The organism is Enterobacter sp. 4974935, from assembly GCF_058661735.1.
Window position 1 is genome coordinate 3,178,497 of record NZ_JBZWGT010000003.1, and the last position, 13,867, is coordinate 3,192,363.

Annotated in this window: 15 protein-coding genes and 2 pseudogenes; 5 read left to right on the forward strand and 12 right to left on the reverse strand. The window is 44.8% G+C overall.

Annotated features, from left to right (window positions below; all coding sequences use genetic code 11):
• Positions 1–780, reverse strand: coding sequence for an acetolactate decarboxylase (gene budA / locus AC4OVS_RS16540; protein WP_088581799.1), 780 nt, complete (start codon positions 778–780; stop codon positions 1–3).
• Between the two features lie 105 nt (positions 781–885).
• Between budA and AC4OVS_RS16545 the strand changes: the two genes are divergently transcribed.
• Positions 886–1,782 (forward strand): LysR family transcriptional regulator, encoded by an 897-nt coding sequence (locus tag AC4OVS_RS16545; RefSeq protein WP_063147979.1) that lies wholly within the window; start codon positions 886–888, stop codon positions 1,780–1,782.
• 226 nt (positions 1,783–2,008) lie between these two features.
• Here AC4OVS_RS16545 and cspE read toward each other — a convergent pair whose 3' ends face one another.
• The gene (gene cspE, locus AC4OVS_RS16550) at positions 2,009–2,221 is read right to left on the reverse strand and encodes a transcription antiterminator/RNA stability regulator CspE (protein WP_022647355.1); all 213 of its coding nucleotides are present in this window, start codon (positions 2,219–2,221) and stop codon (positions 2,009–2,011) included.
• 703 nt (positions 2,222–2,924) lie between these two features.
• Between cspE and AC4OVS_RS16555 the strand changes: the two genes are divergently transcribed.
• The 4 genes from AC4OVS_RS16555 (at position 2,925) to AC4OVS_RS16570 (ending at position 4,937) form a co-directional block, all read left to right on the forward strand.
• Positions 2,925–3,380, forward strand: a complete 456-nt coding sequence (locus tag AC4OVS_RS16555) for a hypothetical protein (RefSeq protein WP_063201170.1) — start codon at positions 2,925–2,927, stop codon at positions 3,378–3,380.
• Between the two features lie 200 nt (positions 3,381–3,580).
• Positions 3,581–3,991 carry an ASCH domain-containing protein gene (locus tag AC4OVS_RS16560; RefSeq protein WP_023299534.1) on the forward strand — a complete coding sequence of 137 codons (411 nt, stop codon included), beginning with the start codon at positions 3,581–3,583 and terminating at the stop codon, positions 3,989–3,991.
• Between the two features lie 200 nt (positions 3,992–4,191).
• Positions 4,192–4,521, forward strand: a complete 330-nt coding sequence (locus tag AC4OVS_RS16565; protein ID WP_491922760.1) for a type II toxin-antitoxin system HigB family toxin — start codon at positions 4,192–4,194, stop codon at positions 4,519–4,521.
• On the forward strand, positions 4,518–4,937 hold the full coding sequence (locus tag AC4OVS_RS16570) for a helix-turn-helix domain-containing protein (protein ID WP_046620444.1): 420 nt from the start codon (positions 4,518–4,520) through the stop codon (positions 4,935–4,937). The genes AC4OVS_RS16565 and AC4OVS_RS16570 overlap by 4 nt, the downstream gene beginning before the upstream one ends.
• Before the next feature lie 267 nt (positions 4,938–5,204).
• On the opposite strand, the gene AC4OVS_RS16575 is transcribed toward AC4OVS_RS16570, so the two are convergent.
• The 10 genes and pseudogenes from AC4OVS_RS16575 to AC4OVS_RS16620 form a co-directional block, all read right to left on the reverse strand.
• On the reverse strand, positions 5,205–5,651 hold the full coding sequence (locus AC4OVS_RS16575; RefSeq protein WP_491922574.1) for a type IV secretion protein Rhs: 447 nt from the start codon (positions 5,649–5,651) through the stop codon (positions 5,205–5,207).
• Positions 5,651–6,262, reverse strand: a pseudogene (locus AC4OVS_RS16580) (RHS repeat-associated core domain-containing protein); the annotation flags it as partial. The pseudogene AC4OVS_RS16580 and the gene AC4OVS_RS16575, both read right to left, overlap by 1 nt.
• A 91-nt stretch (positions 6,263–6,353) precedes the next feature.
• Positions 6,354–6,734 carry a hypothetical protein gene (locus AC4OVS_RS16585; protein WP_045309197.1) on the reverse strand — a complete coding sequence of 127 codons (381 nt, stop codon included), beginning with the start codon at positions 6,732–6,734 and terminating at the stop codon, positions 6,354–6,356.
• A 417-nt stretch (positions 6,735–7,151) separates the two neighbouring features.
• Positions 7,152–7,496 carry an SMI1/KNR4 family protein gene (locus AC4OVS_RS16590; RefSeq protein ID WP_491922575.1) on the reverse strand — a complete coding sequence of 115 codons (345 nt, stop codon included), beginning with the start codon at positions 7,494–7,496 and terminating at the stop codon, positions 7,152–7,154.
• 207 nt (positions 7,497–7,703) lie between these two features.
• Positions 7,704–8,138 (reverse strand): SMI1/KNR4 family protein, encoded by a 435-nt coding sequence (locus tag AC4OVS_RS16595; RefSeq protein ID WP_491922761.1) that lies wholly within the window; start codon positions 8,136–8,138, stop codon positions 7,704–7,706.
• A gap of 642 nt (positions 8,139–8,780) precedes the next feature.
• Positions 8,781–9,083 carry a hypothetical protein gene (locus AC4OVS_RS16600; RefSeq protein ID WP_045309199.1) on the reverse strand — a complete coding sequence of 101 codons (303 nt, stop codon included), beginning with the start codon at positions 9,081–9,083 and terminating at the stop codon, positions 8,781–8,783.
• A 427-nt stretch (positions 9,084–9,510) separates the two neighbouring features.
• Positions 9,511–9,888: a hypothetical protein gene (locus AC4OVS_RS16605; protein WP_071892814.1), complete on the reverse strand. Its 378-nt coding sequence runs from the start codon at positions 9,886–9,888 to the stop codon at positions 9,511–9,513.
• A gap of 337 nt (positions 9,889–10,225) precedes the next feature.
• A pseudogene (locus AC4OVS_RS16610) lies at positions 10,226–11,552 on the reverse strand (RHS repeat-associated core domain-containing protein); the annotation flags it as partial.
• 400 nt (positions 11,553–11,952) lie between these two features.
• Positions 11,953–12,564: a hypothetical protein gene (locus tag AC4OVS_RS16615; protein ID WP_139154176.1), complete on the reverse strand. Its 612-nt coding sequence runs from the start codon at positions 12,562–12,564 to the stop codon at positions 11,953–11,955.
• A gap of 566 nt (positions 12,565–13,130) precedes the next feature.
• On the reverse strand, positions 13,131–13,697 hold the full coding sequence (locus AC4OVS_RS16620; protein WP_063849520.1) for a hypothetical protein: 567 nt from the start codon (positions 13,695–13,697) through the stop codon (positions 13,131–13,133).
• Positions 13,698–13,867 lie beyond the last annotated feature (170 nt).

Here is a 13,867-nt window from a genome sequence, read left to right on the forward strand (position 1 = left end):
TTAGTTTTCGACGGCGCGGATAGCCGCATCAAGGTTGCTGGGGTGCAGGTTGGCCTGTAAAAACGCGCTGTCGGCGGGCAGGTCGATCATCAGCTTGTGAATTTCACCGAAGGTGAGCACGCCGCTCTCAAGCTGGTAGTCGAGCAGATGGCCGCCGCCCTGACGGTCGTCGGTGATAAAGTGTTCGTGATAGCCCGCCACGTTGATGCCCTGCATATGCTGCGGGGTGCGGAACCCGACCAGCACGCCCTCGCGCTGGTTAAAGCGGAACACCGGCTGGTCGTCCAGCACGTCGGTCATCGCCCGGTACGGCGGCGTCTGGCGCGGTACGGTGCGGGTGTGCGCGTGGCGGAAATTGCCGTCGATGCGCAGCGCGCAGAACAGGTTGTCGGAGGGGATCTGCTGGTCGATCACGTCGTGGATCTGCTGACGGCTGACCGGACCGTTAAAGGTTTTGCGGTACTGCGGCTGGAACCAGGTCATCACCGCGAACGGCGTTTTTTGCTCCGGCTTAGCGGCGCGGGCGCTGCCGTCGGCGCGCAGCTGGTACACCTGGCTGCTGAAGGCAATCATTTCACCGTCCAGCTCGTTAAAGGTGCCGAGACCAAAATCACCGTGTGCCAGCAGGTCGGCGATCGTCGTCTCCCCTTCGTAGACGCCGCTTAGCAGGGCGCTCATTAGCGATGTCTGATAGATCACGCTGTCAGGATGCTGCGCCGAGAACCCACGCAGGGTCTCGCATAAACTCGCCTCACAGTCGCATGCAGATGAATGCATCATCATGCCCGTCCTCTTCAACTTTATTTATAAAGGTTAAATAAATGTTGACCCGATTCAGCAGAGAGTTCCAATATAGAATCCATGCTGGTTTGAGACGTTTTTGATATGGAACTTCGTTATCTGCGCTATTTTGTCGCGGTTGCACGCGAGCGACACTTCACCAGGGCGGCCAAAGCGCTGGGTATTTCACAGCCTCCACTGAGCCAGCAGATTAAACGGCTTGAGGAGGAAGTGGGCACACCGTTGTTCAGGCGCCTGACGCGGGGCGTGGAGCTGACCGAGGCGGGAGAAGCCTTCTATGAGGACGCCTGTAAGATCCTGGCGCTGAGCGACTCCGCGCTGGAAAAAGCCCGGGGCATCGCGCGCGGGCTGAACGGCAGCCTTTCGATTGGCATCACCAGCTCCGACGCCTTTCATCCCAAAATTTTCGCGCTGATTCGTCAGTTTCAGGTGCAGAACATGGCGGTGCAGGTTCACCAGGTGGAAGCCAATATGTCTTCGCTGACGACAATGCTGGCGGAGGGTGAACTGGATATCGCCTTCGTGCGCCTGCCGTGCGAGAGCAGCAAGGTGTTCGAGTTGAAAATCCTCGACCGGGAGCCGATGGTGGTGGCGTTGCATCGCGATCATCCTCTGGCTGCGTGCGATTCGCTGGCGTTAGAGCAGCTTCGGGATACACCGGTGGTGCTGTTCCCCCAGGAGGTCGCGCCGGGACTGTATGACCGCGTTTACGGCAGCTGCGAGCGGGCCGGAGTCGATATGCAACACACGCTGCAATCTTCACAACTTTCCTCTTCTCTGAGCATGGTCTCCGCTGGCGGCGGGTTCGCGCTGGTGCCGAAATCGATGGCCGCTATTTCTCCGCCGAATGTCACCTACCACGCGCTGAGCTCACCGGAGCTTTATACCGATATCGCGCTCTGCTGGCGGCGCTTTGAACGCTCACGGACGGTGAAACGGTTTCTGGCGATGATGAGCGAGGGGGAACGGGAGCAGGGATGAACCTTTTCAGAAACTGCGGACTGTATTGATGCCCAATTTATTGCGAAGCAGTTTTTGAGGCTGAATTTGAAGGGAGTATGGGCAGGCTGCCATATAAAACTCAGTACCATTACCCTTTAAAAATAAAAAACCCGCACAGGTGCGGGTTAATTTTTATCAGTACAGCTTAACTGCTCGGACTATTGTCTTCATCGCTATCGTACGCCGCACTGATATTTAGCGCGGGTTACAGTGGAGAAACGTTTCCAGCTGCTGGACCTTTTGCGCCATTCTCAATGGTAAAGGAAACTTTCTGACCTTCATCAAGCGTTTTGAAGTTGTCGCTCTGAATTGCAGAGAAATGTACGAATACATCTTTGCTGCCGTCGTCAGGGGTGATAAAGCCAAAACCTTTATCTGCGTTGAACCATTTTACTAAACCAGTCATTTTATTAGACATAGATAAATCCTTAATTTATGAGCCACTTAAGCGCGGCGATGATGGCCTGTATTTCGAGAGTTACTTATTTGGCACTTAGGAGGAGGCTCACGAAGAAGGAGTATCTACTGATAACACCTGAACTGAGGACTGCTTTACTAAAACTGCTTTCATAAGGTCTGTATTCCAAACCGATGACGCTATTAAGACACAGCGAAATTTATTGCGCAATGATTATTATTATTTATTTTAACCATTTAAACGCCCGGATGGCTGGTCGCGGTGCCAGACATCGTTCTGGCTTGAGGTCTACCATGTACTACAAAATGGCTACGCTTTCACTGTGCCGGGAGTTTGGGGTGTTTTGTTCACAGGCGGGAAAATCCTCCCGCGCGACGCAGACATCATTAGAAGGGATGCTCAAAATGAAAAGGTCTGCGTAAGACGTAACCGCAGTGCAAACTGTGCCCGGGGGCGCTGCGCTTGCGCGGGCCTACGGGTCGTATCGCGGTGGTTTTGGAGGCCGGGTCGGGCGTAGCCGCCACGCGGCAATCCCCTTCTGGAAGCCGCCTCGCAAACCTGCAAGCAACCTTATGTAATTCAGGGTTATCCCTTTTCATCCCTTCTTCACGGTCGTAAAGTGCCTGCGTTGCGGCACATCCGTAACCGGGCGTAGGAACCCGTTAGCATAACATGACACTTTTCTGCACGACGAGGATGCTAAATGGCTACTACACCTAACTTTTCTTATGCGCTCTCTGAAGAAAGCGCTGTTCATCAGCTCATCAACGCTTCAATTTCCGATTTTGCGGATCTTTTCGAGCTGGCTGATACCTGCGCCGCGTATGTCAGCGTGCTGGTGGAAACTGACGACACAGTGACGTTTACCACGCTCTGCAAGCGATTGCTGGCCGCGCTGAAGCGGCTGCGTGAGTGCTGTGACTCAGAGCTTCCGTCGTATCTGGTTGAGCAATTGATTGCAGGTGAAAAGATTACTTCCTGCGTGCCGGACTGCTGGCAGGAAACGGTGTTGCAGGTGGATTATGCCGTGGCATTAACGCTGGCGGTGATGGGCGGGACACTGCCTGCGAGCGTGGCGAAAGAACTCACCGGGCTACTGCATGATATGGTCTGGTTGCTGGCAGAGTTTGTGAAGGAGCCGTATATAACGACGCACTGAGGCGGGTGATGGGAGGCCGGAGTTCTGCTGGGTAAGAAGCGGATCCCCGGCCATACGCAAAATTTAATGTTGTTTTTGAATGTCTGGTAAGAGCGAAGAGCGGACAAAGTAGCAGAGGGAAAGCATCAATGTTAATGTCCGGAAAGTTCATGTTAAAACTCTGTATGACATTTTTCATCGACGATTAAAAAGGGCTCTTAATGGCTACTGTTGAGGTATTAAAAGTAAAGTATCCAGGCGCAGATGCCTGGCAAATGGGAGACAGCCCGGAACTGGCCAGCGAGCTTGCGGACCTGATTAAAAAAGGGATTAAAACGGCCTCCTGCGGATCCTTTGCCTCTTACCAGCAAGAAAAGTCTGCCCCGAGGATTGGAAGCTATAACATTATCCTTGATGGCCTGAATGCCCCGGTCTGCGTGACCCGGCTGGTTTCAATGCGACTGGTGCGTTTTTGTGATGTGACTGAGGAGTTTGCCCGCAAAGAAGGTGAAGGCGATTTAAGCCTTCAATACTGGCGAAATGAGCATCAGCGATTTTTTACCCGCGAAGGTCATTTTTCTAAAGATATGGAGTTGATCGCAGAAGAATTTGAAGTGGTTGAAGTGCTGTAAGACGAGAGAGTCCGGCTGGCGTCTGCTGCTATTAATAACAATGTCCGCTCCTGGCACAAAGTGGACATTTCTTTCACAGTCACCTCTTACAGTGTTCACACTCATTAAATGATCGCCTTTATCACGAGCAAATGAAAACTGCAATCCATGACAATTCCCACATTCTCAACCCGCCGACCACCACCTTAAATGTTTCCAATCTGGAAACAAGGGGCAAAAATGCCCGCAGTCTCAAGAGCGCTTTCGACGCGGCCACCAGACATTTTCCTATTCAAGAACTCGCTCTGGAAGATCTTTACTGGGTACTAAAAGGAGACCACTACCCATCACCAGACGACATGCGAAAGCGCTTCCCCAGCCGGGAGAGGATGAAATACCGGGAAAAATGGTGGGTCATTGACGTAGGTGGCGGGTATTTAAGAGTAATGTTATTTACTGATTTTGAGCGCGGAAAGCTCTTCATCAAACACACCAGCACTCACGCAGATTATGACAAGCTCACGGACCTCTACCGGAGAAAGAAAGAATGAACTATTCAGCAGCCATCAAAGCGGCAAACGATCTAACAAGGGAGCTCCCTTTCCTGGGCTCAAGCCCGTCGCGACAAGATTATGAGGATGCTATGGGGTTGGTGGAGTATCTAATTGAGCATGACCCCGATAGTCCGCTGGTAGAGATGCTCACCGCTAAAATCGATAAATACGAAAACGAGTCTCCGGAGTTTGCAGAATTTAACGCGCGTGTTGCCAGCATTCCGTCAGGCGTTGCGTTATTGCGAACGCTGATGGATCAGTACCATCTCACTCAGAGCGATTTCGAAAACGAAATAGGTAAGAAGTCTCTGGTGAGTCGGATCCTCAACGGACAGCGCACGTTAACGCTGGATCATATGCGCGCGCTGGCGAAGCGTTTTGGCGTGCAGGTAAGTGCATTTGTGGGGAATTGATGAGGATAGAATTCTATTAGGTATTAAGTAAAAAGCGACACAGCTATTCTGTTCGCCGTTGAACGTTGGCTCAACAATTGTGCCATCTGCTCGAAATGGATCAGCATCACCATACAGTACGGCAAACAGGCTAGCCATGTCGCGTCTAAAACCTTACGGTAATTGTAGAGGCACATCATCATCGCAAGACTCTCGCCCCCTAGGTTTCTTTGTATCAAAACAAAAGCATTACCTAAACGTCCTGGGAGGATGAACCTCCCATTTCAATCATTTTTTATCTAAACATGAGAAACCGAAGTCAATATATCCCTCTGCACTGATCACTAGACACCATTTATTTTCCCTATCAAAAAAATAATGATGCTGAGGAATATTTTCTATAGCCACATCAAAAAATAAAAAGAACTGCGCGGGATTCAATCTGACAGAAAAATCAAGAGACAAATCATTTATATAGTAAATCTCATCACTATTTGATATCACGTCATGAACATCAGTTTCATGAATGAATTTCTTTATATCTACCAACCAATCCTTATAGTCTCCAAGTAGTTCTAAAGACCTATGAGCACTGGTCTTTGACCAGTCAATTTTTGAACCAGCCCAACTATAACTATCGGATAACTCATCCGCAATGTGTTCCCAGTCATCCACAATTTGTGGTTGTTCAGGAAGCAAAGATATTTCCTTCCTGATTTCATCATCGAGCTTCATTAAGAGCCTCTCCATGGTTTTGATGGTAAATTAAATAAATATTGAATTTTTGTTACAACGGATTCAGGTTCATCAAACATGAAGTGCTCCCCTTTATCTTTACCGCTAAACACATTGATATGAGCTCCGCTTCGCTCATCATACTCAACTCTAGAACCTGTTTTTCCGTCAATTGTTGTCATCCCGACAGGTTGACCTTTAGTCGAACCAAATTTGCCTGTGTTAACTTTTTCGGCTTTAAAACCTCGCTCTTCTAACCATTTCAGAGCCTTATTTCTGGCCTGTTTATATGAGTCTTTGGATGAACAGGTAGACAATCCCAGCGGATAAATCCACCCCAACGGATTCGGCGCATATTGATAAAGGTTCCACCCGCCATTCAGCCCAATCAGATCCTGCACAAAAAATCGCCCGACCTGCGGGTCGTAGTAGCGGAAAAGGTTATAGTGCAGTCCCGTTTCACCGTCAGCGTACTGCCCGGCATAGCGAAGCGGCTGATGCGCCATTGCCGTGCGGTTCACAAGCCTTGAGAACCCTTCGCTCTGATGGCGTACCTCGCCAAAGCTGCCGTACTGGCCGCTCCAGCGCACCTTGCCGCATTCGCCGGTTATCATGAAATCGATTGACAGCACGAGGTTGAAAAGAGCTGTAGATACAGCGTGATTTTAAGATAAATATTGACCTTATCTGGGATCGGTATATTCATCCTTTGGTTAAGCGTGTATTCACTATGTCATTCACATAATGTTCAATCGACATATTGTGCTCCCGATTAATCTGAGAAATCAATGCGCTAAGATGCTCTTGCGATTCATGAAGGGTAGTGGCAATAAGATTATCAAAATCGTTCTGAGTAAATCGTTTATGTCCTTTCAACGTCGAGTGCTGAAGCAGAGTGTGCGCGGTCACTTCCAGCACGGCCCGCCGGTAATGATCGGACAGCAGGACGTCAAGATCGGTCTGACTAATATCAAACTCAAAATAAAAGCTGACAAATCCCGATTCAACAGGTAATGAATATATAAGCCTGTCATTTAACTTATTAACATAAGGTTCGTAACCGTCTCCCATCAATCGTTGCATTTATCTTTTCCTTCTTTCGTCATCAATCTGAAGCTATGTAATAATATTCATCAAGCATGTAAATGCAATACCATTCCAAATTGGGCTATTGCACGCATTGCCATTTAACATGCTATTCTTCAGCATTAACATTAAATTATACGTACGCTGAAGCTTACGGTTTTAATCTTGGTTTTCATATCAGAACAATATCAATGATTACCAATAAATATAAACAAATCAAACACAAACCCAGTTATTAAATTTACAAGCATTAAATTAATGACTGACATTAAATAGTTTAATTAGTTACTTTTCTTTAGATTTCGATAACAACAAAATCACTTTTGTGAATTTTATACACTACCTTATTGCTTTCAAAGAAACAATTCCTCTAAAAATTCTGAGAACGAACCAGAAACCAATTCAACTTCCTTATCATCCATCAAAAAAAACAAACACTTTCCCTAATGAATCATCAGATTTAAGAGATAGCAGAAAAGAATTCCCCCCGTCATCATATGCAAAAGGAACCATATTCCTCAATTTGCCAAACGACTCAACAAGGTCACGGTAGAGTTGTTCTATAGGCAGGTCACCATATTTTATAGGGTTAAACCCGCCAAGCATAAACGGATTACCATCTTCATTTTTATGAGGATATCCGCCATTATTTTTCAGATAAAAATCAAGAAATGAAGCGGGAAGATGATTATCAAAACTCGTATTGAAAGCATTTATCTCGTATACAGTTAGTTTATTTTCTGAACCAGTAAGACACATAGTAATTTCACCCTAACGCATCTACAGGTGCGTATTTTTGTAAAGGTTCCGCACGTATTAAATTATACAAAGGACTGAGTTCGAAAGTTGGTTTAATGCCCACCTCAAACCACAACAATTGAAGAAATTATTTCTTTCACCATTTCTGATATTGTTCGAAAAAGACACCCAGCGCAGAAATATATAAATTATCACCAGACACCGCCATCAGATATCCTTCCAAAATGCAGTATCGCTCGCCCCTGTTAACTTAATAATTTCCGATATAGAATATGTTTTTAAAACATGCGAACCAACACCTCTGATAAATAGCTCAAAACTATCAGCTATCGATTCCCATCCATCCATAGTATGCTCACTTGTAATAGCATAAACTTTGCCATCATGATTATTAAGTAAAATAGTATAAGGGTCTGATATTGCAACACATATCACACCATCTGGTCTATGCTTGCCAATCCACCAATGGTTAAATTCATCATTGTTAATACTGATTATTTTCTCCAAATAATCACCACCATGGCCGAAAGATATATTCCCCAAAGAGAAGTTATCAATATCATAATTATTGACAAACTTAATAAAATCCTTTGAGAAATTTACACGAAGTTTTTCCTCAGAAAGTTTGATATTGTTTATCAGGCGAAATTCTTTTTTTCAAAATCAAATCATCCATCTCTCCATTAAAAGGAGAGAACTTCTCATGTAATTTAACTTCAATTTCATTTATTGTTAATAACACAATTATTACTCTCAATTCGTATGTCAAACATCGCCATTACCAACATGAGTACGTCCAGGTGCGAGTATAGCATATATTCCAAAATCGACATGTTAACGTATTATTGCAACTCCTTTATAATTCACATGCTCAGGAAATACGTTAATCTAGGTTTCATCTATTTTCGGTAACTGTTCTACTTCTTTTATTCTATATAACTCGCTTTAACTTAAGGAACCCGATGCATATCAGATTATTGACTCCAAAATTCCTGGCGTTTTCTTATATAACAATTTGAAGTACGTGTTCCTGATATTAACGTTCTGGTATCTATTTAGAATGCATGATGAGGTCCTCCGGTGTAATGAGGATCAACCCGCGTCTGGTATGGATTGTTACCTCTGACTTCAAATCCCCTACATAACCCAATCGGATCCTGTACAGTAAACCGCACAATCTGCGGGTCGTAGTAGAGGATGGATTATTAATTTTATGTTTGTGGTTCAAGAAAGGATTATATCATATCAAAACCGGGCGAATTTCTCACCCGGCCTTCATTCTTTCTAGCTTAGACAGTTTATTACTAGCGAGTCTAACTCTATCCATGCATCTTCTAATTTAAAAGCCAAATCTGGTTTGTTTTCCACTTTATCAAAACTAGCATACGCATTTCTTATCATTTGAGGTATTGTATATAAATACAAAGCTAATTCTTTATCTATGGATTCATTATTTTTCAAAAGATTAGCAAGCTCTTCTAAACTAGAGACCAATTCATTATACTGTATATCATTGAAAATCATATTAATTCTAACAATATTAACAAAATCATTATCAATTATTTTTTTCTTTACATCATTTAACATAAATGACCTATTAAAATATTAAGGTTTCGTGAAATGCCTTACCAAAATTAAAACTTTCTGGTGCGCCGCATCAGCATTTCGAATAAACGGTGTTTGTAAATTCTCTGCTGATGCCTGGCTTCTGGTGGAGGAAATCCAAGAGTCACGCGAATGCGGAGCACCTGCAATATGTTAGGCCGGTGTTATTTTATGCTAAGCTGTTGTACTTATTTTTTTTATCCGCTCACAAACTCTCGCGTTTCCAGGCGTCACCGCTCTTATGACAGTATTACCATTACATAACCCCCACAGAGCAAACCACCCCAGCGGATACAGTGCATACTGAAAAAGATTCCACCCTGCATTCAACCCAAGCGGATCCTGCACAATTAACTGCCCAACCTGTAGGTCTTAGTAGCGGAACAAGTAATTTCTTCTCAGTTTCAAACTACACTTCAAAAGGATACAATGAGATATTTTTTATGGCTGTTGAAAACGAAACAAATTTACTACCACCTGGGTAGGACTCAACATCTAAAAAAATGATCTGACCACCTAGTGAAACAGTTAAAACCCCGTCACTCTCATAAGAGATGACCTGAGAAACAAATAACATTCCATCACCATCCACCTTGATTTCAGGTGTCTCCTGACAAACATCATTAATATTCAAGCCCCATTTAAAAATGTCATCTACATCAAATTCGACATTATAACAACCATTTACTTCCGGTGGTTCACCACACCATACAGCCACTCCATTGCCTAAAGATGAGGTGAACTCTACTTTATTTCCATCAAATTTTACTACTGTTATGTTTGTCATTTTAGTATCGGTACTCTCACAACAAGATTATCAACATTCATGACATTATTTGCAGGATCTAATGTCCATGTTTCTTCATGGTAATGATGTTTAGTAGGTTTACTATTCATTTCATGGTTACCATAACGGATACTTCTCTTACCGTCAGCCGATACGATTCGGTCTGGGTCTGGTAATCCAGTTCTTGGATGGATATTTGTATGGGGGCCGGGGCCAAGGAAATCATCCCAACGATTAAGGGCATCCTCTGGTTTAACTGGATTTGGAGCATAAGTCTCATTGTGGTACCCCTGCCCTGGAGGATTAGGATTTTTTCCACCAGCATTAGATTCTGTCTTGCATAAACCCAGCGGATCAATCCACCCCAACGGGTTCGGCGCATACTGATAAAGGTTCCACCCGCCATTCAGCCCAATCGGATCCTGCACAATAAACCGCCCGACCTGCGGGTCGTAGTAGCGGAACAGGTTATAGTGCAGCCCCGTTTCACCGTCAGCGTACTGCCCGGCATAGCGAAGCGGCTGGTGCGCCATCGCCGTGCGGTTCACAAGCCGTGAGAACCCTTCGCTCTGATGGCGTACCTCGCCAAAACTGCCGTACTGGCCGCTCCAGCGCACCGCGCCGCGCTCGTCGGTCACCTCCAGCGGCGCGCCGTTCAGATCGGTGTTGAACCAGTTAATCTCACCGCTGTTCTGGTCACGGAGATGATCCACCCGCGCCAGCGGGCTCCAGGCTTCATTCGGGTCATAAATATAGGTGCTGCACAGCCCGCTCTCCTGCTGCTCCTGCAGCAGACGGTAGCCCTGCCACAGGAAGCGGGTGTCGGTGGTGCCGTGCGTCGTGGTGACGATTTTGCGCGTACGGCGGCCCAGCGCGTCGTAGTGATAGCGCGCCTCAAACCGCCCTTCCGGCCCGGTTCCCCGGTCGGACACCAGACGGTTCTCGGCGTCATACGCGTAATGCTGCTCATACAGCCCGTTGCGGCGGCTGACCAGGTTGCCCCAGTGGTCGTATTTCATGAAAAGCGCCTGCCAGTGCTGGAGGCGGTTATCCGTGACCGGTGCCGCAGCGTCACTGCCGGCGAGGTTATCCGCGGCGTCGTAGCTGAACTGCGCGCGGCTGTGTCCCTGTCGGGCCTCGTAGTGCTTCAGCAGACGCCCTTCGGCGTCGTAGCCGTAATCCACCTCACCGCGCAGGGTGTCGCTGACCCCGGAAAGCTCACCGCGCGCGGTGTAGCGGTACAGGCGTTCCAGTAGCGCCTGCTCCGGCAGGGTCACGTCCGTGCTCAATTCGCTGCACTGCAGGGTGCGTCTGCCGAGGCTGTCATACTGACGGAGCTGCTCGCGCGCGCCCTGGGTGCGGCGCACCTCGCGGTGCAGGCGGTCGCGGGTGAACTCGGTCACCAGCTGCTGCCCGAAGCGGATGGCGCTGACGTGGCCGGAGCCGTAGTGCAGCCAGGCCAGCTTTTGCTCGCCGGGCAGCGTCAGGCCGGTCAGGTTGCTCAGGGCATCCCATTCGTAGCCTACCGCGCCGTTAATGCCGGACTCGCTCAGCACGCGCCCGGCGGCGTCGTGCTGGTAAACGATCTCATCACTTTCGATACCCAGGGCAACGCCTTCGGCGGTTGGCGTGCGGCGGATGCGGGTAATCTGGCCGCTCAGATCGCAGACGTAGCGGTTTGCATAAGACAATCATGCTACCGCCACACCCTGATAAATTAAGCTATCTGCACGATACTTATGTTACTTTCTAAAAAGTAGGTTAAATAGAAAAAACTTACTCAAATTATCCTGCTTTTTAAGGTCGACTTTGTCGGCATTACCTATTCCAACCGTAAACCAAAATCTCTGCCGGACATACACGCAAGCCCAACTTGCCCCCTCATGAGCAACTGACTCGCAGAGAAGGGATTTTAGACCGGGCGCAGCGTCACCATGAATATTTCGAACAGCTATATTTTTCTGATAGCGGATAATTATGATATGCCGGAGCTATCCAAGTAACATAATCTGACTAGACATATGGTGTAAAACTTCCCCAAAATTAGAATAATAAAAAACAACCTTACCATTCTTTCAGATTATCAACTGAATCAACCTCTTGAAAACCAATTCCATTTTTCTTACAATATTCAACAGCTTTATCCCATATATTACCATCAAAAACAATTACACTCCCCCCAGCGACAGGAGTAAAAAACCTGTAAAAAAGAAATTGATAACCTTTTTTTATTAAAGAATTTATTACACTTACATCAGCACCACCATAATCATAAAGATTAAGTAGTTCAGGTTTCTCAGGGAAATTCTCTTCAGGTAATCCTTTATTAGTTCTTAACTTATTTTTCAGAAGCATCTTGCGATACTCCGTCAGTTGCTTATTCACTTGTTCATTATTGTTGCCAAAAAAATAAAGCCCTTTTCTACTTAGGGCTGAGCAAGCATCAAGATTTTGCCCCTCTTTATTAAAACACATAAGATTAGTAAATAAAGAGGACAATAGCCCCTTCGATTTTTCAGTTAAAAAATCATAAGGACCATATCCATTACTATCTATATTATATTGATAGCAAATACAATAAGCCTCCGATAGTAAATCAGTTTTGAAATGACCTGATTGAACTATCCATTCGGAAATAGGAAATTTAATTAATTGCTCAGGCATATTATTTACCATGTAAAAATCACCTCATTACCTTTAGGGTCAATCGCATGCACATGACCATTAGAATGATGCTCAGACATACCAGTTTGACTAGCATCCGGGTGGCCGTCGGGATGCTCAAACCAATGATTTTTCTAATTAGGATTACGCCTACCTGGTAGCAGATAAACCTAAAGAAGCTTTTACCAAAAAGCTAAAGGAATAAAATCTTAACTCAGTGCTAGATATTATTAAAGCATCACGACCGTAAATCATATCATATTTTTTTCTAGTGCCTTTACATTCATGTCAACGATATCCCGTCGTGTCTATAGAATTACAAACTTAACCAGTTGAAACTATGCATCTTAAAATATTAACATTTTGGCGGAGATAGAATTTTAAACACGGGCGAGCAATTATTAAATTATAACAAATATATTTTTCTGAGACATGATATTAATACCATGATTAATTGAAAGAAATTTTATAAAAGCAATTAAAAAATTAAGAAAAAAGCATTCTGAATAAAAAAACCATCAATATTATATAAGCCGGAAATAATTAATATTAATCCGGATTTTATTAATCATTTATCTTTACGAGTACTGCCAAAAACCAGCTATGATATTCCCGCCAGATATGTTTTTATACAAATACAAAGCACCGTAACCAAAGATGTAATCACCATCAAGCAATGCATCTGGATAATAATCTTCATCTATCTGCATGAAAAATTCATAACCATCTTTTTGCAAAGCATCAAAATAATAATCTTCCGATTGTATTAATCTTGCCTCTTCGGTTTTAGTGATAAAGTCAAACTCTTCACTTTCAACCTTATCATACCCAACGATAACTGCCTTATTAATGTGTTTTATCGTAAATACATCATTATTGCTTTCATCAGAATGCGTGTGCGTAAAAATTTTTACTGAACAATTAGGGTAGATGTTTTTATCAATCATATCATCATATCGTTCAGGAGTAAGTATCGTAATATACTCATGTGCCTCATCAGGATTCTGAACTGTCAAATAAAACTTATAACCCCGCACAATATCTAGTTTATCTAAAAAGAATTCAGGGATATTTCCACCAATCCGCCCAATGTCATTACCATCAGAAAAGATACTTATTTTAGAGATTAGATTACATTTAATCATTTCTTAAACTCGCTCCCATAAAAAGTACATTCTCTCTTTCCTAATTCCCATAACCCTTTCAGCGAACAAATTCTTAGCATTTTTAAGTCACATTTATGATTAACTACAATGTACGTCTCTTCAGGCATGATTAAAAAAAACTAACAAAAGCCGGAAATTTTATTTTCTTT

Coding starts and splice junctions, on each gene's coding strand:
- budA (WP_088581799.1), bottom strand. CDS start 780: ATGATGCATTCATCTGCATGCGACTGTGAGGCGAGTTTATGCGAGACC.
- AC4OVS_RS16560 (WP_023299534.1), top strand. CDS start 3,581: ATGGCTACTGTTGAGGTATTAAAAGTAAAGTATCCAGGCGCAGATGCC.
- AC4OVS_RS16555 (WP_063201170.1), top strand. CDS start 2,925: ATGGCTACTACACCTAACTTTTCTTATGCGCTCTCTGAAGAAAGCGCT.
- AC4OVS_RS16585 (WP_045309197.1), bottom strand. CDS start 6,734: ATGCAACGATTGATGGGAGACGGTTACGAACCTTATGTTAATAAGTTA.
- AC4OVS_RS16605 (WP_071892814.1), bottom strand. CDS start 9,888: ATGACAAACATAACAGTAGTAAAATTTGATGGAAATAAAGTAGAGTTC.
- AC4OVS_RS16615 (WP_139154176.1), bottom strand. CDS start 12,564: ATGGTAAATAATATGCCTGAGCAATTAATTAAATTTCCTATTTCCGAA.
- AC4OVS_RS16570 (WP_046620444.1), top strand. CDS start 4,518: ATGAACTATTCAGCAGCCATCAAAGCGGCAAACGATCTAACAAGGGAG.
- AC4OVS_RS16575 (WP_491922574.1), bottom strand. CDS start 5,651: ATGAAGCTCGATGATGAAATCAGGAAGGAAATATCTTTGCTTCCTGAA.
- AC4OVS_RS16545 (WP_063147979.1), top strand. CDS start 886: ATGGAACTTCGTTATCTGCGCTATTTTGTCGCGGTTGCACGCGAGCGA.
- AC4OVS_RS16600 (WP_045309199.1), bottom strand. CDS start 9,083: ATGTTAAATGATGTAAAGAAAAAAATAATTGATAATGATTTTGTTAAT.
- cspE (WP_022647355.1), bottom strand. CDS start 2,221: ATGTCTAATAAAATGACTGGTTTAGTAAAATGGTTCAACGCAGATAAA.
- AC4OVS_RS16590 (WP_491922575.1), bottom strand. CDS start 7,496: ATGTGTCTTACTGGTTCAGAAAATAAACTAACTGTATACGAGATAAAT.
- AC4OVS_RS16620 (WP_063849520.1), bottom strand. CDS start 13,697: ATGATTAAATGTAATCTAATCTCTAAAATAAGTATCTTTTCTGATGGT.